This window comes from Pseudomonas sp. MWU13-2100, from assembly GCF_023242365.1.
Classification (GTDB): Bacteria; Pseudomonadota; Gammaproteobacteria; order Pseudomonadales; family Pseudomonadaceae; genus Aquipseudomonas.
Genome location: NZ_JALLIX010000028.1, coordinates 42316 through 61429, shown reverse-complemented (window position 1 = coordinate 61429; position 19114 = coordinate 42316). Strand labels below are relative to the sequence as shown.

General features: G+C 55.2%; 14 protein-coding genes and 1 pseudogene. 12 read left to right on the top strand and 3 right to left on the bottom strand.

All coding sequences use genetic code 11. The annotated features are described in order from the left end of the window. The first annotated feature begins 136 nt into the window (after nt 1-136). The 7 genes from M5B99_RS19300 (at nt 137) to M5B99_RS19270 (ending at nt 9999) form a co-directional block, all read left to right on the top strand. Nucleotides 137-778 carry a DUF1175 domain-containing protein gene (locus tag M5B99_RS19300; RefSeq protein ID WP_248805529.1) on the top strand — a complete coding sequence of 214 codons (642 nt, stop codon included), beginning with the start codon at nt 137-139 and terminating at the stop codon, nt 776-778. Next, entirely contained in the window at nt 775-5346 is a 4572-nt protein-coding gene (locus tag M5B99_RS19295; protein ID WP_248805528.1) for an alpha-2-macroglobulin family protein, read from the top strand. Before M5B99_RS19300 ends, M5B99_RS19295 begins: the two co-directional genes overlap by 4 nt. A gap of 1 nt (nt 5347) precedes the next feature. Further along, the gene (locus M5B99_RS19290) at nt 5348-6994 is read left to right on the top strand and encodes a DUF2300 domain-containing protein (protein ID WP_248805527.1); all 1647 of its coding nucleotides are present in this window, start codon (nt 5348-5350) and stop codon (nt 6992-6994) included. A 3-nt stretch (nt 6995-6997) separates the two neighbouring features. After that, entirely contained in the window at nt 6998-7816 is an 819-nt protein-coding gene (locus M5B99_RS19285) for a YfaP family protein (RefSeq protein ID WP_248805526.1), read from the top strand. A gap of 157 nt (nt 7817-7973) precedes the next feature. Beyond that, on the top strand, nt 7974-8381 hold the full coding sequence (locus M5B99_RS19280; RefSeq protein WP_248805525.1) for an S-adenosylhomocysteine hydrolase: 408 nt from the start codon (nt 7974-7976) through the stop codon (nt 8379-8381). Then, nucleotides 8362-9324 carry a nucleotidyl transferase AbiEii/AbiGii toxin family protein gene (locus tag M5B99_RS19275; protein WP_248805524.1) on the top strand — a complete coding sequence of 321 codons (963 nt, stop codon included), beginning with the start codon at nt 8362-8364 and terminating at the stop codon, nt 9322-9324. The genes M5B99_RS19280 and M5B99_RS19275 overlap by 20 nt, the downstream gene beginning before the upstream one ends. Before the next feature lie 417 nt (nt 9325-9741). Beyond that, the gene (locus M5B99_RS19270) at nt 9742-9999 is read left to right on the top strand and encodes a DUF6429 family protein (RefSeq protein WP_248805523.1); all 258 of its coding nucleotides are present in this window, start codon (nt 9742-9744) and stop codon (nt 9997-9999) included. Between the two features lie 248 nt (nt 10000-10247). On the opposite strand, the gene M5B99_RS19265 is transcribed toward M5B99_RS19270, so the two are convergent. The 3 genes and pseudogenes from M5B99_RS19265 to M5B99_RS19255 form a co-directional block, all read right to left on the bottom strand. Then, nucleotides 10248-10508, bottom strand: coding sequence for a DUF2442 domain-containing protein (locus M5B99_RS19265; RefSeq protein ID WP_371917167.1), 261 nt, complete (start codon nt 10506-10508; stop codon nt 10248-10250). 97 nt (nt 10509-10605) lie between these two features. Next, nucleotides 10606-11196 (bottom strand): annotated as a pseudogene (locus tag M5B99_RS19260) (Appr-1-p processing protein); the annotation flags it as partial. A 200-nt stretch (nt 11197-11396) separates the two neighbouring features. Further along, nucleotides 11397-11918 (bottom strand): LasR-specific antiactivator QslA, encoded by a 522-nt coding sequence (locus M5B99_RS19255; RefSeq protein WP_248805522.1) that lies wholly within the window; start codon nt 11916-11918, stop codon nt 11397-11399. 586 nt (nt 11919-12504) lie between these two features. Here M5B99_RS19255 and M5B99_RS19250 point away from each other — a divergent pair. From M5B99_RS19250 to M5B99_RS19230, 5 genes are read left to right on the top strand one after another with little or no spacing between them, the layout of a single operon-like run. Further along, nucleotides 12505-13530, top strand: a complete 1026-nt coding sequence (locus tag M5B99_RS19250) for a DNA cytosine methyltransferase (RefSeq protein WP_248805521.1) — start codon at nt 12505-12507, stop codon at nt 13528-13530. Nucleotides 13531-13537: 7 nt separating this feature from the next. After that, the gene (locus M5B99_RS19245; protein WP_318654577.1) at nt 13538-13981 is read left to right on the top strand and encodes a very short patch repair endonuclease; all 444 of its coding nucleotides are present in this window, start codon (nt 13538-13540) and stop codon (nt 13979-13981) included. A gap of 24 nt (nt 13982-14005) precedes the next feature. Continuing rightward, nucleotides 14006-17011, top strand: a complete 3006-nt coding sequence (locus M5B99_RS19240) for an ATP-binding protein (RefSeq protein WP_248805519.1) — start codon at nt 14006-14008, stop codon at nt 17009-17011. Further along, a complete protein-coding gene (locus M5B99_RS19235) occupies nt 17011-17658 on the top strand; it encodes a response regulator receiver domain (protein ID WP_248805518.1) in 648 nt (215 codons plus the stop codon). The genes M5B99_RS19240 and M5B99_RS19235 overlap by 1 nt, the downstream gene beginning before the upstream one ends. Next, complete coding sequence (locus M5B99_RS19230; protein ID WP_248805517.1) at nt 17655-18728, top strand: hypothetical protein; 1074 nt, start codon at nt 17655-17657, stop codon at nt 18726-18728. The genes M5B99_RS19235 and M5B99_RS19230 overlap by 4 nt, the downstream gene beginning before the upstream one ends. The last annotated feature ends 386 nt before the right edge of the window (nt 18729-19114 follow it).

Genomic DNA, 19114 nt, shown 5'->3' with positions numbered 1-19114 from the left:
CACTGTGGCGAGTGGGCTTGCCCACGTTCGACTGCGCAGCAGTCGCAAAACCGGCCAACGCATTCCGTCAGATCGACCTCGCTTGCAGGTTTCAGGGCTGCTGCGCACCCCAGCGTGGGCAAGCCCACTCGCCACAATGGAGGGGCGTGCCCGGAAATGCCTGTGCGTGCTGGCGCTGCTGTTCAGCGTGCCCGCGTTCGCCCTGGAAACACCGCCCCTGGACGTCGAGCAATCGCAGGTGTTCCGCGCCTGGTTCGTGCGTATCGCCCAGGAGCAACTGACCCAGGGCCCGAGCCCGCGCTGGTACCAGCAGGACTGCGCCGGGCTGGTGCGTTTCGCCGCCAACGAAGCGCTGAAAACCCATGACGACAAATGGCTACGGGCCAATGGCCTGTCCAACCGCTACCTGCCGCCCGAACTGGTCCTCAGCGAGGGCCAGCGCAAACTGGCCCAGCAATGGCAACAGGGCGGCGGCAAGGTCGGGCCCTACGTCAATGCGATCAAGCTGATCCAGTTCAATAGCCAACTGGTCAGCCGCGACCTCAACCAGGCGCGGCCCGGCGACCTGCTGTTCTTCGACCAGGGCGACGACCAGCACCTGATGATCTGGATGGGCCGCAACATCGCCTATCACACCGGCACCACCACCCCCACCGACAACGGCATGCGCTCCGCCAGCGTGCAGCAACTCATGACATGGAAGGACACCCGATGGATACCCGATGCAACGAACCCCAACTTCATCGGCGTCTACCGGCTGAACTTCCTCTCTCGATGAACGGGTCTCCCATGAAGCGTCTGTTTTCCCGAATGGTTTTCGCCCTGGCCGTGCTGCTGCCGGTTGTCGCCGCTGCCGCCGATGACGCGGTGCCGCCGAGCAACTACACGCCGGTGGCCGGCGAGAGTTTCTTCCTGCTGGCCGACAGCAGCTTCGCCAGCGACGAGCAGGCCCTGGTCCGCCTCGAAGCGCCGGGCCGCGACTACCGGCGTTTCCGCATGGAGCCTTACGGCGGCGCGGATATCCGCGTGTACCGCATCGACCAGCCGCTGGAATTCCTCAAACGCCAGAAGAACCTGCACCGGGTGGTCAGCGACGGCCAGTTCAAGGGCGAAGGGCTGTCCAACACCCTGGCCTACCTGTGGGACAACTGGTACCGCAAATCCCGTCGGGTGATGCAGCGGGCGTTCTCCTACGAGTCGCGCAAGCAAGTGACCGAGGAAGTGCCGGAACTGAAAATGGGCCAGGCCATCGTCGCGCCGACCCCGTATGACAACCACCCGCAATACGCGCCGCTGCCCGGCCTGCCAATGGTCAGCCAGTTCCGCTACCCGCTGTGGGACGCCAAGCCGATCCAACCGCCGAAGGGCGTCGACCTGGCCGGCTCCTCCAGCCAGTTCATCAGCGTTGCTCCCGGTAACGTCTATATCCCGCTGGGCAAACTCAAGCCGGGTTTGTACCTGGTGGAAGCGCTGATCGGCAAATACCGCGCGACCACCGTGGTGTTCGTCTCCAACACCGTGGCCGTGAGCAAGATTGCCGGCGACGAACTGCTGGTCTGGGCGGCACGCAAGCATGAAGGCAGCTCGGTGCCCAAGGTCAAGGTGCTGTGGACCGACGGCCTGGGCGTGATGAGCAGCGGCGAGACCGATGCCGATGGCCTGCTGCGCCTCAAGCACGTCAGCCCGGAGCGCTCGTTCATGATCGGCGAGGACGACGAGGGCGGTGTGTTCGTCTCCGAGAACTTCTATTACGACAGCGAAATCTACGACACCAAGCTCTACGCCTTCACCGACCGGCCGTTGTACCGGCCGGGGGATTGGGTGTCGATGAAGATCGTCGGTCGCGAATTCAAGAACGCCCGCGACTCGGTCAACCCGACCACCGCCCCGGTGCGCGTCAGCGTGCTGGATGCCACCGGCACCACCTTGCAGACCCTGGACCTGAACCTGGACGCCAAGTCCGGTGCCCAGGGCCGCTTCCAACTGCCGGACAACGCCGTGGCCGGCGGTTACGAACTGCGTTTCAACTACCGCGACCAGACCTACAGCAGCGCCTTCCGCGTCGCCGAGTACATCAAGCCGCACTTTGAAATCTCCATGGACCTGGCCAAGCAGGACTTCCGCACTGGCGAGCCGATCAAGGGCAAATTGCTGTTGCTTTACCCGGACGGCAAGCCGGTGGCCGATGCCCGCGTGCAACTGAGCCTGCGTGCCCAGCAACTGTCGATGGTTGACAACGAGCTGCAATACCTCGGGCAATTCCCGGTGGAACTGACCAGCACCGAACTGACCACCGACGACAAGGGCCAGGCCGTGCTTGACCTGCCGGCGGCGGAAAAACCGAGCCGTTACATGCTTACCGTGTTTGCCAGCGATGGCGCGGCGTATCGGGTCAAGACCACCAAGGAAATTCTGATCGAGCGTGGCGCGGCCCGCTATCGCCTGTCGGCGCCGCAGCGCTTCAGTGCGACCGGCGAGAAGGTCGCGTTCGGCTATGCCAGCGAGTCCACTGTCGCCCAGCCCAATGCCGGCACGCCGAGCACCTATAGCTGGGTCCGCCTGGAAGACCAGTCCACCGGTGGCGGCAAGCTGGCGGCCAACGACAAAGGCTTCAGCGTCACCTTCGACCGTCCCGGCACCTACAACCTGTCGCTCAAGGACGATCACGAGCGCATCCTTGGCGCCACTGGCCATTCGGTGACCGGCGATGGCGTGAAAGCCGTGCCCGGCACCGTGGAAATCCTCCTCGACAAGCCCGAGTACCAGGCCGGTGATGAAGCCCTGGCGCTGATCACCTTCCCGGAGCCGGTCACCGACGCGCTGCTCTCGCTGGAACGCGACAAGGTCGAAGCTACCGCATTACTGTCCAAGGGCGGCGATTGGTTGCGCCTGGAAAAAATCAGCGACACGCAATACCGTGCGCGGATTCCGGTGAAGGACAACTACGCGCCCAACCTGACCTTCTCGGTGCTCTACACCAAGGGCGGCGAATACAGCTTCCAGAACGCTGGCCTCAAGGTCACCACGCCGCAGATCGAGGTGGCTATCGCCACCGACAAGGACAGCTACCAACCGGGTGACACCGTCTCGGTGGACCTGACCACCCAGTTCGCCGGCAAGCCGATCCCGGCGCACCTGACCGTCAGCGTGGTGGATGAAATGATCTACGCGCTGCAGCCGGAAGTGGCGCCGAGCATCGACCAGTTCTTCTACCATCCACGGCGCAACAACGTGCGCACCAGCGCCAGCCTGTCGTTTATCAGCTACGACGTGGCATTGCCGGGCAGCCCGGGCGCGCCGGGCAAGGCCAACCGCAGCGAACGTGGGGTGAAAGTGCTGGAGCGGCCGCGTCGTGAAGACGTCGACACCGCCGCCTGGCAGCCGGAACTGGTCACCGACGCCAACGGCAAGGTGCGCTTCACCTTCCGCATGCCGGACTCCCTGACCCGCTGGCGCATCACCGCCCGGGCCATCGCCGATGCCGGGCAAGTGGGGCAGAAGAACCAGTTCATTCGTTCGGACAAACCGCTGTACCTGAAATGGAGCGGCCCGACCCACTTCCGCAGCGGCGACCAGCCGAAGCTTGGCCTGTTCGCCTTCAGCCAGGCCGACAAGCCGGTCAAGGCCGAACTGGTGATTCGTTATGCCGGCCAGGAACAGCGTCTGCCGCTGTCGCTGAACAAAGGCATCAACTACATCCCGTTGCCGGCGACCCAGCTGAGCAGTGGCGACTGGAGTGCCGAGCTGCAACAGGATGGCAAATCCCAGGATGCCCTGGCGGTACGCTTGAGTGCAGTGGGTGACGGCTGGCAAGTGACACAGAGCCAGAGCCTCAGCGTAGCCAGCGGCGACACCCCGCTGAGCCTGCCGGCGGACGCCAGCGATATTCGCCTGCGCCTCGACGACAGCCCGCAAGCGCTGTTCCGCGCCAACCTCGATGATCTGCTCAGCTACCCCTACGGCGGTGTTGAACAGACTGCCAGCCAACTGCTGCCGTTGAGCATCGCCTACCCGGCGCTGTCGGCCAACGCCCAGGTGCGCGACCGTCTGCGTCTGATCATGCAGAACAGCCGCCTGCGTCTGGTTTCGATGGCCGGGCCGGATGCCTGGTTTACCTGGTGGGGTGAAGATGTCACCCCGGACGCCTTCCTCACCGGTTACGCCTATTACGCCGACTGGCATGCCAGCAAGGCGCTGGGTATCAGCTTGCCGCCGGACCACTGGCAGCGGGTGCTGGATGTCTACGGCAAACAGGCCGCCGTCACGCCATTGCTGCAACGGGCGCTGGTGCTGTCGTTCGCCAAGGATATGCAGCTGCCGGTGAACACGCTGTTGACTGGGCTGATGAACGAACTGGCGAAAGCCGGCGAGGGCGCCGACGCCAACCTGATGGACGACGGCCAGGACAGCGTGATCATGAGCGCACCGGATTCGGCCTTGGGCCTGGCCAGTGCGCGGGTACTGACCGCCGCCCTGGCCCGTCAGAGCAAAGTTGCCTTGCCGGATGCCTTCAGCAAACAACTGCCCGCGGCCGAACAGCGCCTAGGGGCCAGTTCGCAGCCGTTCGCCAGCGCCTTGAACCTATCGATCAAACCGTTCAACGCCGACCTGGCCCAGGACCTGTTGCAACGTCTGTTGCCGCAGCAATCGACCCTGGAACGTGCGCTGGCCCTGACCTGGCTGCAACGCAGTGTCGAGCAGGCCCCGAAAACGGTCACCCTGACCCCGGGCGAAGGCTGGCAAGCGCGGCAGGGCGGGACGGGTGAAAACTACTGGCAATGGCAGGGCCCGGGTGTGCCGAGCGTGCTGACCGTGAGCGGTGCACAGGAACGTCCATTGCGGGCCAAACTGAGCTACCTCAGCCAGCAGAAAGTCCCGGACGACCTGCCGGTGCAGATCAAGCGTCGCCTGCTGGAACTGGTGCCGGGTGATGACGCCTACACCTTCAGCCTCAAGGCCGTGGGTGACAAACCGTTGTCCAGCGACAGCCTCTACCTGGACGAAGTGATCCTCAGCACCAAGAGCCCCAAACCGTTGCGCTACGGCATGCTCGAAGTGCCGTTGCCGCCGGGTGCGGACGTTGAGCGCACCACCTGGGGCGTCAACCTTGCCGGGTTGGCCGGTGCCGAAGCCACGCCGCTGGAGAAGGCGCACTTCGAACCTGGGCAGATGGCTTACGGTGTACCGGTCAACAGCCTCAACGGTGAGGTGCGCTTGCGCCATCTGATCCGCTTCTCGCAGAAGGGCCAGTTCAAGTTGCCGCCGGCGCGTTTCAGCCAGATCTATGCGCCAGAGCATCAGGCTCAGGAGCAGAAACCTGCGCTTGGGCAGATTACGGTCGAATAACATGACCCGCCGACTGGCCTGGCTACTGTTGTGCCTCATTCCTCTGCTGGCGACGGCAGAGGAAGCGCCCTTGCGCCTGGCTTGGAAAACCTCCGACGGTTATGAGCTGGTGCAGTTGAACACCACCCAGGTGCTCAACCGCGAGCCGTTGCCGGCGGATCTGCAAACGCCGTTGGGCAGCCTGTGGAAACTCTTCGTCTATGCCTGGTTGGTGGACACCGACCAGAAAGAGCCTGCCTACGATTGTCATGGGCAGGATCACGAGGAAGTCTATTGCTGCACCCCGGGCGGCAGTATTGCCCGGGATGCTGCCTTGGTCCGTTCCTGTGGTTTGTACTTTGATCCCAAGCGTTTGAAGATCGATGACGGTCAATGGCGCGCTTACTGGCAGGCACGGCAGGCGCCCGCTTGGCTACTGAGTTTCAACCAACTGCAACCGCAAACCCGTGTCCCGGTGGTGCAATTGTTGGAAGCGCTGCGCACGCTGCCCGCTCAGGACACGGCGCGTAAACTGCTGCTGGACGTGGTACTCAATGCCGCCGATGGTCAGGCGGTGGGGCTGCTCGGCGGGCGCGTGCGGGTCAAGACCTGGAGCTGGCTCGGCGACCGGGACGCGAAGTCACGGCAGGGTGGTTTTGCCGGTTGGCTGGAGGACGGCACACCACTTTGGGTGGGGGGACGCGGTACCAGCCAGATGGTGCTGCGGCACTACTCGGATGTGCTGGGTAGCTTCTTGCCGTCGCCGTCATCCGAGGATGCCGGGCGCTGCGTGCAGGTCGATCTGTTTTCCCGTTATCCGCTGAAAGGTGTTACCCGTGCTGATGGCCAAGCCGCTCCCAACGGTGCCTTGCAAGGCCACTATCGGGTCGACTTCGCCAATGGCAACCAATTGGATATCGAAAGTGCGGGCGAACTCTTTCTGTTGCAGAACGCCGGTCAGCCACAACTGGTGGCGCGGCTGGACCGCGAGGAATATGTCGCCCGTGTTCTGCAACGCGAAGCCAAGACTGAACCGGTCGAAGCCGCCAAGGCCCTGGCCGTGGCGATCCGCACCTACCTGTTGCAGAACGCTGGCCGTAGCGGCGACTGCCTGAGTATCGATGACAGCAGCGGCCGTCAGCGCGTTGCTCCACGTCCGGCCACTGCCGAAGCTCGGGGTATCGCGGCCTGGACCAGCGACCTGGTGTTGGCGGGCAGTCCGGTGACCTACCACTCGGATCAAGCCGGCCCGGACAAGCTGTCCTGGCAACAGGCGGTGGAACAGGCCAGTGGTGGCGAGCGTTACGACCAGATCCTCCAGCACGCCTATCCGCGTGCGAGCCTGAGCCGCTGGGACAACCCGGTGGCTTCGTGTGAGCCGTTGCCGGCAGCGCAGGAATGGCTGCTGAAACAGCGTCGCGTGTGGCGTCAGCGTCTGGACCAGGAAGTCGGCTATAACGAATTGAGCCAGTTTGCTGTTTGTCGGGTGTCTTACGGTCGGCCTTACGTCGACCGCGAGCGCCAACGCATCTATGTGCGCGGCGTGCTGACCCAGCAGGACCGCCTCGACCTGACCCATGAATACCTGCACCTGGCGTTCGAGGCCCATCCGAATGGCCAGGACGAAGATTACGTCGAAGGGCTTGCCCGTCACCTGTTACTGGAATAGGCCATGAAATTGCGCATCTCCACCGTTGTCCTGTTCCTCGGCGCCCTGGTTGTGCTGAACGCGGCCCATGCCGACAGCGGCATCCAGCTGGACACGCCCAAGGGCGGCTGGCATGCCGGCTCGCCGGACGGCGAACACTTCCGCCAGACCGTCAACTACCCGGCCTCGTCGGTTAACACCCCGGCGGGCCAGGCGGATACGGCGCGGATCTGGGGCATGATCAAGGGCGCACCGAAGAGCGCCAGGATGCCGGGGAATCTGATCGTCAATGGCGTGAGCATGCCGTTGAAGATCGATGAGTCGGGGAATTTTGATCGACCGTTTTCGTTTCCCACTGGCAGTAATAGCGTTGAAGTGCGCAGCCCGGATGGGCAGCAGCGCAAGCGGGTGCAGTTTCTCAATGTGGGCGGCGGGGCGACCCCGGCCAAGTTGCGGATTCTGTTGTCGTGGGATACGGACGGCACTGACCTGGATTTGCATGTGGTGACGCCGGATGGTGCGCATATCTGGTACGGCGACCGGGTCGCTCCGAATGGTGCGGCGTTGGATGTGGATGTGACCACCGGCTACGGTCCGGAGATTTTCTCCATGCCCGCACCGATCAAGGGCCAGTACCTGATCTATGTGAACTACTTCGGTGGCGGTTATCGCAGTGACGATGACGAGAGCGGCGGGCAGGAGAATGCCGTGCAGCCTCTGACCACGGCGAAGGTCACGGTGATCACGGAAGAGGGGACGGTGAACGAGAAGATGGAGTCGTTCATTGTGCCGATGCGGGCACCGGGGGAGCTGACGTTGGCTAGGCGGTTTAGTTACCCATAGGTGTGAGGGAATTTTTATACGTCCTGACGAGCGTACGAGGAGTTCTACCCACTCTGGTTTATACTGAAAGCCGGTGATCACTGTCTGTTTGATAAATATTATATTAAACAAATAGTTAGCTTGTTTTTATGGCTAGGTGATACCTCGGGAGTAAGCCATGCTTATCGAAGACCGTCTGAAAAGATCCATCGCCCTGCGAAAGGACGAGGTTTTTTTGCGCTCCGAGTTTTCCGACTTCGGTAGCCCAGCGCAGTTGTCTCGTGCCTTGCGTCATCTGATCTCCAATGGCGTATTGGTCAAACTGGGTGTGGGCGTCTTTGCAAAGGCAAAGCCCAGTGTTCTGACGGGTAAGCCGATCCCGATTCGTCCGCTTGAGGTGCTGGCACCACTGGTTTTACAGAAGCTCGGTGTGAAGACCCAAGCCGGGCGTGCGGTACGTGAATACAACGCGGGCGATACCTTGCAACTGCCAGCAGGCATCGTATTGGACACGGGTTCTCGTCGTATCAACCGCAAGCTTGGTTTTGGTGGGCGTTACGTGACTTATGAAAACCATTGCGCCTGAGCAGGCCGAGCTGATTGATGCGGTGCTGGCCGAGGTTGATGTTGGCTTGCTCACAGCCAGCATCCTTGAAAAAGACATCCATGTGACTGACGCTTTGCAAGCCTTGATGGGCTTGAAGTTTCCTGGCGTTCGGCTGGTGTTTTGCGGTGGCACGAGTCTGTCGAAGGCTTATCGACTGATCGAACGTATGTCCGAAGACGTTGATTTGAAGATGGTCCTGGATGAGCCCAATACCTGGGGCACGTCAGCGCAGAGGCGACATCTTGGTCAACTGAGGGATGAGGTTTCAGCGTCTCTCACTGGAGTTGGCTTCGTCGAAATTGCGGAGGGGCGCACCGCTCGAAACGAGAACAAGTATCTAGCCAGCCGTTGGCAATACTCACCGCAGTATCCACATGATGCCAGTTTGCGCCCCTACTTGAGTCTTGAGTTGACGGCACGCGCCCCGCAATTTGAATTGGCTCAGCAACCGTTGGAATATCTGGTAAATCGTCTTGCCGGGCGGTCCGAGCCGCTGGGTGATATTCCTTGTGTAGCCGTGGAGGAGACACTGGCGGAGAAGGTCATTTCTTTTCTGCGCCGTTATTCCCAGCATCGTGCAGGCGCAATGCTTCAGGCCTGGGATGAAACGTTGGTCAGGCATCTTTACGATGTGTATTGCATTGGTCTTGCAGATCCTGCCGTTGGCGAGCGGGCGGCTGCTGGCTTCAAGAGTCTGGTGCAGTTTGATGGGATTGAGTTCGGTCGGCAGTATCCTGCGTTTGCAGACGATCCGAAGGGCGTCATGCAACGTGCACTCAACCAGATTGCGTCGGACGATATAGTTCGTGGTCAATACGACTCAAGGTTGATTCCGCTGATATTTGGGTCGGTGCGTCCAGGCTTTGATGAGGTTTACGCTGCGTTCCGCCGTTATGCTGAACATTTGATTTGCACGCTCTGAGTTTTTCTTTTGTGATTTTTATTTGGTCAGCAACCAGCTGACCAAATGCTCAGCTCTCGGAAGCTGGCATGGTGACGGGCTCCGCTGGTATGTCGCTGGCGACGACATGAAAGAAGAACGTGTCGCTGGAATCGAATTTCAGCGACACGTAGGAGATTTCTTTCTTGATCCAAAATGCTGACGCTCAGCGAGGGCGTCGGGCGACAGACGGTCTCGGTGTGATAGTTAACGATCTTGCCCAAGGCTGGAGGTGTTCAGTCGACCTCGTTGGATCAGCCCTTTCCTGTAACAGATGACGTTTCGGTCAATGCCGCTATCCTGCACTCTAAAGGTAAAACACCACCCTGCCTGCGAGACTCGGACCTGTAGGAGCAGGCTTTACGATGAGCTTAAAAGAGTACGAGCGGAGTAATGATCATGGAATACGACGATAAACTGATTGAAGAAGCAGTGCTTGCCCTATTGGCAACCTTCAGTGCTGATAACGGCAATGCTTGGAAAGGATTCGATTTCGAGACCATGAACCGATTACATGAACGCGGTTTCATCAGCAATCCGGTGAGCAAGAGCAAATCGATTTGGTTGACGGCTGAAGGGCTGGAGCGAGGCCGGCAGATAGCCGATCGGTTATTTGGGATAAGAACTCAAGTGGAGCAATCCGACTCGGATACCTGACTTCATACCACGGCCATACGGTGGGTGGGGTTTATGGATCGCATACAAAGTCTTGGCCGATTTGCCCGTGATTCGGGACTGTCCGTGGAGCATCTGCTCGTTCATTCTGCGACAGAGGCGATCCTGATTTGAGCACCGTGCTGGCGGTGATGAAGGTACTGGACATACTCCTGACCACCCGAGTGAAGGACGAGCGGGAGGACGACTGATTTTTTGATACGTGCCTGCGTCAGTCACCACTAAAGTGGCTAGGTGGTTTGCCGCCCCAAGGCGTCCAGGTACAGCGTGTCAGCCCCGATCTGAATATCCAGTTCTGTCCATTCAACGGTCCAGCCATCGTCGCCAATGGCAGCGCCAGCGAATGCCTTGGAATCGTGCAATGACTTCAAGCCCGGGTAGTGCTTGATATCGTCGTTCAGATCCAGGTCGAAAACTTGCCCGTTCACAAAGGTCAGCTTCAGCGTGAAATCCGGGTGTGCCTGCACAGCCTGCAGGCGAGGGCGTTTCATGGATGTCATTTTTCCACTCAGCTAACAGCTCTGTCCGGTTATGCACTCACCGCTATCATTCATTTGTGGATAAGGTCGCCTGACAGAGGCCTTGGATTCAGTGCAGGTTACTGGCGGCCAATCGTTTCAACGCAATTTCAAGCGATTGATCGTCGAACAGCTTGTCTTTACGAGCGGCCGCATTTGCTCCACCTTCCCAATCTTGTAAAGCCTTGCGCACCGCAGGAATAGTCGGCTCCACGTTTTCGCGATACAACAACCAGTCCACCGTGGCCAACAGTTCCATACCAAATGGCGATTCGAAACCATCAATCAGCTGTGTGGTGCTTTCCAAGACGTTTGTGAACTCTTTGGCTTCAGTCTTCAGGTAGGCCTGCAAAAAGGACTTTCGTTCCTGATCGAACCAGATCACATCGTTGATGCCCGCATCACTGATGCGTTTATCGCAGTGCAGGTAGCTACCGTCGAGGTTGTCGAGCAGGTGATCCAGGCGGTTGGCATAAGGTCCATATTTGTGGGCGACGAACTGCAGATTTAAAGGATTCTCCGTGCCTGGGAGTTTTTCGATGGCGCGCTCGAGAAACCAAGCCAGCTTTTGGATTTCAAGCAGGCTACATTCCATCCCTAGAACCCAGTAGCGACGAACCAGCTCGGCGATGAGGGCTCGTGCCGGTGTCAATTTTTTCATTGCATCGGTGCCGCACATGATGCCAAGACGTCCTTTGATCAGTAGGTGATGGTGGGTTAGCGTTTCGGCTTGATAGCGCCCCATTTTGCATGAGTACTCATCGTCGTCATCAACTGCGGTCGCCCATCAGGCCCCGAGTAGTCGGGGCCTGATGGGCGACCGCGGAAGTCACCGCGGAAGTCGTCCACCACTCAGGGCGTTCACCCCGGTGATCTTCGAATGTGCTGATGCTGTGCCGCAATCAAGTGGTGCTGCAACCGTCTTAAAAATCCCGCCTCGAAAGCATTGCGCCGATCCCCTTCCGGATGGTTGATACGCGCCTGCGTCAGTTGCCACCACAACGGCTGGGTGTTTTGTCGCTCCAGCCAGCGCTCCGCGCAACGGGTTCCACTGGCGATTTCCTGAGCAAACTGATCATCCCAGGGTGTAAGTGGCACAGAAGGGGAATCGGTTGAGGCATTGACGCGAACCATGGCCGGTGAATCGGATAACGGCGGAGGATGCCGCCGCTGCAAGGCCAGATCGTAAAGCGCGAGGGCATCCTCGATCAGTTTGTCAGCTAAATCCTTTTGTTGTTGATCCTCAAAGGCGAGCGAGCGGGCACCGTCCAGGCAGAGCCGGGCGGCATGACGTAGCCGATCAACCGCTTCGTCGTGGCTCAGGGCGGCGAGTTTGATCAGAGCGGGGATGGGCAAACGGGAGAGTAATGAGCGATCAATCATGGAGGTGTTCTCCGTGATCGAGCCATGTCGACGCCAGACGGAGTGGGCGGTGCCCGTGCGTAAAAGGAGGGTAGGTCATTTTCCTTATGGTCCCTGGTTGGATTAAGGAACCGCCATCCGCCGTTCTGACACGGTTAGGGTGGCGGACCGCACGAGGGTCAGAAACCGGCAACCAAGGAAACCGGCCAGGCCGAAGCCTGCCTCGCGCGGTCCACCATAGATGCAGCAGCCAGACGCCCCAAAGCGCTGACTACGGGTAGCTATGGCGCGTGCCGCGCCCTGGTTGTTCGAGTTCTGACACTCGGTCACGGGAACGCCCGTGACTCAACCAGACTAATCGAAGGGGGTAGAGCTGTTTAAGTTCCAGTGGGACTTAAATTTCGTGCGAAGTATCCGATAGAGGCGGGGAAATGTCTTGCTGTTCGTGTCGCGGTCGGTTGGTCGGGTAGTGGCTTCTGGCCGCGAAAAATCTAGACTCCACAGGCACTTGCGCCTATATTTTCACCAGTGCTAACACTGTTGTCATTTCCGCTGTCCGCCACGATTCCGAGGGTAGGAAGCTCACTCAATCGTCAGGTACATTTTTATGCCAAGGCCAATTGCTCTGGATTTGTTCTGTGGGTCCGGCGCCGTTTCCCTGGGGCTTCAAAAAGCGGGGTTTCGGGTCGTCGGAGCCGTTGACTTTGATATTGGTGCTTGCCGCACCTATCGCGAGAATCACCCAGATGTCCGTCTCATAGAGAAGGATATTAGAGCTGTAAAACCTGACGAGTTCTCTGACCTGATCCCTGGACAGTTGGATCTCTTGGTGGTATGTGCCCCCTGCCAGCCCTTCAGTAGTCAGAATCGTCACAAGAGCAACAACGACTCCCGCAGGGATTTGGTTGGTCAGTCTAAGAAGTTCATCACTCGTTTCGAGCCTTCGTTGGTGTTTCTTGAGAACGTTCCAGGGCTCGCGTCTACGACCATTTTTGGTGGCTTCAGAAAGTGGTTGAAAAAAGCAGGATACTCCGTGGCTGAGCCGAAGCGGGTCGATGCCGCCGATCTCGGAGTGCCGCAGCGTCGTACTCGAATGATCTTGGTCGCTGCTAAGGGGGTTCCTTTATCGGTGGCCACTCGGCTCGTTCAGCGACGTAGGAGAACTGTTCAAGGCGCGATCCAGGGTTTACCCGTCCCAGGTATCGGGAAACCTCAACCTGGGGAAGACCCGCTGCACTATGCTCGCAAGCATACGGATCTCAATATACGTCGTTTACAGTACATACCCCACGATGGCGGTGGTCGAGAGTCTTTGCCTTTAGAACTGCAGCTCGATTGCCATAAGAGGGCAGAGAGGGCTTCGTCATTCTCAGACACCTACGGTCGTATGAGATGGAATGACGTTGCGCCAACGCTCACCACTGGCTGCACCGACATAACTCGGGGGCGCTATGCTCACCCTGAACAAAATAGGGCTATTACCCTACGTGAGGCTGCGCGTCTTCAGTCCTTTCCAGACAACTACATTTTTCACGGCAATGCCGGGCAGGTGGCCACACAAATTGGCAATGCTGTCCCTCCGGCGATGATGCGCACTATTGCCCGTAGCCTGCTCGCAGCTATCCGAGCTTGACCCTTCAATGAGTAGCGGCTCTTCCTCTCGGCCGATGCCATCCTCTGAGTTGGCGTCGGCCGTGATGAAGCGCGTGCGCTCCAAAGATACGGCACCTGAGATGGCCCTGCGGAAACTGCTCTTTGCCGCAGGCCTGCGTTACCGTATCCACTACAAGCCGAAAACGGTTTCCTTGGGGCGCTCGAATATCGACATTGCCTTCCCTGGAAAAAAGCTAGCTGTTTTCGTTGATGGATGTTTTTGGCACGGATGTCCGGTTCACGGTACGATCCCCAAAGCTAACAGAGATTGGTGGGCTGAAAAGCTCCAAAGCAATCGTACCCGGGATGATCGGGTCACCGCATTACTGACGGCTGCAAGATGGGATGTGCTGCGTTTTTGGACTCACCAATCTCCTGAATCTATGATAGCAATCGTCATCGATAGACTAAAAAACATGCAAAATCAATAACTCCTTAAAGACCTAGGAGTCTTTATGACACAGCTCAAGGTTAGAGCTAGAGCCGTCGACATGCTTGGTCGACAGCAAATCGCAGGTATCCCAACTGCGGTTCACGAGCTTTTCAAAAATGCACATGACGCTTACGCAGAGCGTGTCGAAGTAGACTTCTTTCGACGTTCCCGGGTTCTCGTTTTACGAGACGATGGCTACGGTATGACCCGCAATGATTTAGAAAATAGGTGGCTTACCCTCGGTACGGAATCCAGGGTTAATGCTAATGAAATAGAAAGATCGGGGATGTCAGAGGAGTCAGAGGAAAAACGGAAATGGCGGAATTGGAGAGGGCCAAAAGAACTTCCAAAACGAATAATTATGGGGGAAAAAGGAATAGGCCGTCTCGCTATTGCTGTTATTGCTCCGATAACGATTTTAATGACTCGTGCAAGTCGGCCCGATGGGCTACATAATCTCGTCGTCGCTTTAGTCCATTGGGGGGTGTTTGAACAGCCAGGGATAGATATCGGTGCTATAGATATTCCTATTGAAGAGTTTGCAGGAGGGACGCTTCCGAAAAATAGTGATATAGGAAGATTGGTCGAGAAGGTTTCAGAGAATTTAAAGTCTCTGAAACCTAGTATTGATCCCAAGGCTTATTTGCAACTGCAGAAGGATCTTGAGCTGGCAAGAAATATAAGTCCAGATAAGCTTGATGCAACCCTTAATCAAAATCGGGAAGAACCTCTGACACTGTCTGGTGACGGTTACGGCACACAGTTCATCGTTTTGCCCGTTGCTCCAGAGCTGGATGATGATATTGATGGGGGGGCTGATAAAGAGGCTTCAAAGCTACAGAGAAATTTACTCGGCTTCTCAAATTTTATGAGTGGTGTTAATCCTGTTATTAAGACGGAGTTCCGAGATCATCACCTTTCTGATGTTGAGGAGCTAATTGGGCCGTCGTCTTTTTTGACACAGGATGATTTTGTAAAAACCGATCATTTGTTTGATGGGGAATTTGATGACAGTGGCCAGTTTATCGGTACGGTCTTAATATACGGAAAGCCTCGAAAATTTGTCTGTAATTGGGCGGATGGAAGAGGGCGTCAGCCTCGGTGCGGTAAGTTTTCAATTAGATATGGTTATGTGCAAGGTAATGCAAAAGACTCAAGTTTGAACTCTCAAGATTGGACTGAAATGAGCGGTAAGCTTGATCGGCTTGGTGGCGTATATATCTACCGGGATGGTATTAGGGTATTGCCATATGGTAATACGGATTACGACTTTCTGGAAATAGAGAAGAGAAGAACGAAATCTGCTGGTGATTGGTTTTTTTCATATCGTCGGGGATTTGGTTATATATCTATTGGCCATGAACACAACTCGTCTTTGACGGAAAAGGCGGGGCGGGAAGGTTTTAGAGAAAACCAAGCTTATCGTGATTTTAGATCGGTGTTGATCAATTTTTTTCAACAGTTGGCGCTTGAGTTTTTTAGAGAAAGCTCTCCGCAAGGAGATTATTGGGAGGTAAAGAGGTCTATAAACGCTCAGGCGGAGATCCTAAAAAAACAGAAAAAGAAAGCAGACGCCAGAAGATCCGTTTTTGAGGAGGAGTTAGATACTTTTTCTAAGGATTATGAGCGTAATTTCTACGAGATAGAATCAGGTCGAATTTCTAGAGATTTAGACGAGCGCTTGAGCCTGCTGTTGGATGAGCAAGATAAAGGACAGCTTGCCTCAAAGTTAAGGCTGCTAGAAATTGATGTACGGAATCAGTTTAGAACATTGAATAATAGGCCTGTAGTAATGCGCCCTCGAGGGCTGGCCTTGTCTAAAAAGCTAGAAAGGGACTGGGCAGCTTATGAACGTATGTATTCAAATATTAAAGTCTCAGTCTTAGACCTGCTTCGATTAGATATTGATGAAAAACTTAGAAATGCAACAAGTGGACATATTGCGAATGCTCAACTGCGAGAAAATGCTATTCAAAGCATCGAGAGAGAGCGGGACTTTACAGTCAAAGAACTTGTAGGGTTACGTCGCGAGGCGTTTCAAGCCTCTGATGTAATGCAAAAAACATTGAAACAGGTTTTACAGACCGAGTTTTCGGTGCTTCGAGCGAATGTTGAGTTGCTTGTCGATGAATTTACTAAGCGCTCGGCAGAAAAACCCGAAGAAATTGATAATGTGCGTCATGAAATCGAAAAGAAAATCGAAGACCTCAGAAAGCAAGAAGGGGAACTTTTCGACTCATTCAAGAGGCAGATGATAGAGCTCTCTGAGGGGATTAATGAACGAGAAACTTTAGATGATCGTTTTGCAGCTCTTGAAAGTCGTAATCTGTTATTGGAAGAGCAGTTAGATTTTTATTCAGATTTTGCTCAGATGGGGATGTCGGTAGGTATTCTTCAGCATGAATTCGAACGTGCGGCTAGGGGGATTAGAGTTGCTATGGCGGAGTTCAAGCCATGGGCAGATCGTAATCCTCCGTTGTCCGTGATTTATAAAAATCTTCGAGAGCATATAGAGCATCTTGATGGATATCTGAAGGTTCTGGATCCTTTAGGTCGAAGAATGAACCGATCAACAGTTGAGGTTTCGGGAGAGGAAATACTCAGCGTTCTTCGCAGGGTCTTCGATGAGTCTCTGGAAAATGACAATGTTGAGTTAATAGCTACAGATGTTTTTCGAGAAAGTAGAGTTAAGTGCAAGTCTTCGGCGCTATTGGGTGCGTTTATCAATATTGTTGATAATGCTATATTTTGGGTTGCAGCTCGTGCAGAGAATCAGCGGAAAATAACTTTAGATGCGGACTCGAATGGTTTTTTGATTACCAATACTGGGCCGGGAATTGAAGAAAGATTACGTAACCAGATTTTTGAATTCGGTATGAGTAAGAAGCCTGGTGGGCGAGGCATGGGGCTTGCCATCAGTAGAGAGACCCTTCTTCGAGAAGGTTTTACGATTGAGCTTGAAGAGGCAGGCTTAGATATTGATCCGGCTTTCCGGATTAAGTCGATTAATGAACAGGGAGATGAGTGATGCAGGCCGAAGTCTTTGAAGGGGAAGCTTCAGAAGTTAACTCGCATGATAGTTGGCTTGAGCACTGTTTAACTGCCGCAAAGAAATTTTTAAAAAATGCAGTTGTAATCGATAATGAACCGTTTGTGGAAGGGCCGAGAAAGGTCTCAGATGTGTCCAGCGTGATTGCGCCATTTGATGATGGAATGGGTACCTTAGAAATTGTAGGGAGTGAGTCTGCATCGATAGTTGAACCTGGTGACTCATTCCTTGAGAGCGTTGCTGAGCATCAGTTAGATATCAGAAAGGTCTCAGATGCGTTTGCGGAAAAAGGCTTGAACTGCGCATTTGTTTTGCCTGATGATAGTAATTTTGACGAAGAGTTAGTGGTTCGGCGGGTACTGAACTCTGCTCTGATTTCGGATATTGTGGTTATCGATTGGTATCTTTACAAGAACTCCTCCGCTCTAACTAGAAGGATTTTGAAAGAAATAGCATTAAGTGACGTTGCAGAGAATGGTCGACTTCGATTTATTTGTGTCTACACTGGGCAAACTATTGCTGAACAGGTATATGAAGATATCAAGGAGTCTCTTAAAGGAGGGGGCGTTCATGTCGATTCTGTTGATGAGGGGGTTTTTTCTCAAAAGAACAAAGCTACCTTGTGACCGTATTGAATAAAGCTTCTGTTCTTCCGGCGGATTTGCCGGGTCACTTGGTTTTCGAGTTTTCTAGATTTGCAGATGGTCTGATGCCGTCTTTTGCACTAGCAGCAGTGGGTGCCATTAGGAAGAATATCCATCATATGGTAACCCGTTTCGATAAAAAGCTCGACTCTGCATATGTGGCTAATCGCTTAATTACGAATCCGCCGGAGGATGTCGCCGAACTTGTGCGGGAACTTCTGGTTTCAGAGTGCGATAATGCCATAGGGCTTGAATCTGTGGCGGATCAGTATCTTGATAAGGTTGCGGTTGGTAAGTGGCTAAGTAAAAGTACGGATGTGATTAAACCTCAGGCATATGGTAAAAAAATCGTTGATATGCCGTTGCTTTTTCTATTGCTAAAAAATGGCATTAATGACAGAGGTGTTCGCACAGATGCAGGAGAGCTAATTGGCTTTCCAGGAGAGCAGAGAAATAAAGTCTCGATAGCACTTGCTGGCGATGAGGGGAAGTCCAAAGAAGCGGAGCTTGGATTTTCTCGGCTTGTAGTTTTCAAACGAGAGGCTTTCGGGGATACAAAGCTTTTAGGGGCCGAAGGTTGGCTGCCATCACTTACGACGGGCACGTTGCTTCGTTTGAGGGAGGGAGAGGCTAATAGGTATTTTATATGTTTGACTCCCGCGTGCGATACGTTGCGCCTTCTAAAGGAAACGCCGTTTGTTTTTTTGGAGGCCGTAATCGACGATAATTGCTATAGCCTCATTCTAAAAGAAGAGGATGGTAATAGTCGAGGGTTGTATTTCAGAGAAAAGCATCCAACTTTGATGACCTACTCCTTCTTACCGTCTGACAATCATCAGCGGGTTAGAGGTGAACGACAAAGTCCAGAAGGAGGAAGACCATTCTTTACGTTTTTGACAACGAATAGTAATCAGAGATTTACTTGGTTAGGTGAGGTTAGATACGCAAGAGCTGCGAGCGAAATGGCAAAGCTAGCAGGAAACTGGATGCGAATAGGGATTAATGACTCCGAATATTTGAGGCTTATGGAGAACGGGAAGTTTAAGGTTTAGGGCTGTAATATTACTTTGAATTTATGGGCGTTTGAGTAGGATGTGAAAGCATTTGATTTGTGGGGAAGGGGGGCTCTTTCCCTTCAGTTACTTTAAGACTGTCAGCTTATTACCGCTGTCAGGCCCTCATCTAATACTGAAACTGAAGACTAACCATCAAAATTGACAAGCACAAGCGATCAGGATTTTCTGGGGAGCTTCAGTCAAGGGGAAGTGAGCTGTCTTGCTGGCACTGCGAGATCATTGGAAAAGTGTAGATGATTTACACGGGTTAAAAAGGTGCTGGGCGCTGAGTTCGGTAAGGGTTTGACGTCACAAGTTTTTGCCCTATGCGTGTTTTTCCTGGCTTTTCCAAAATACGACGCACTGCGTCGCGAATTGAGCTG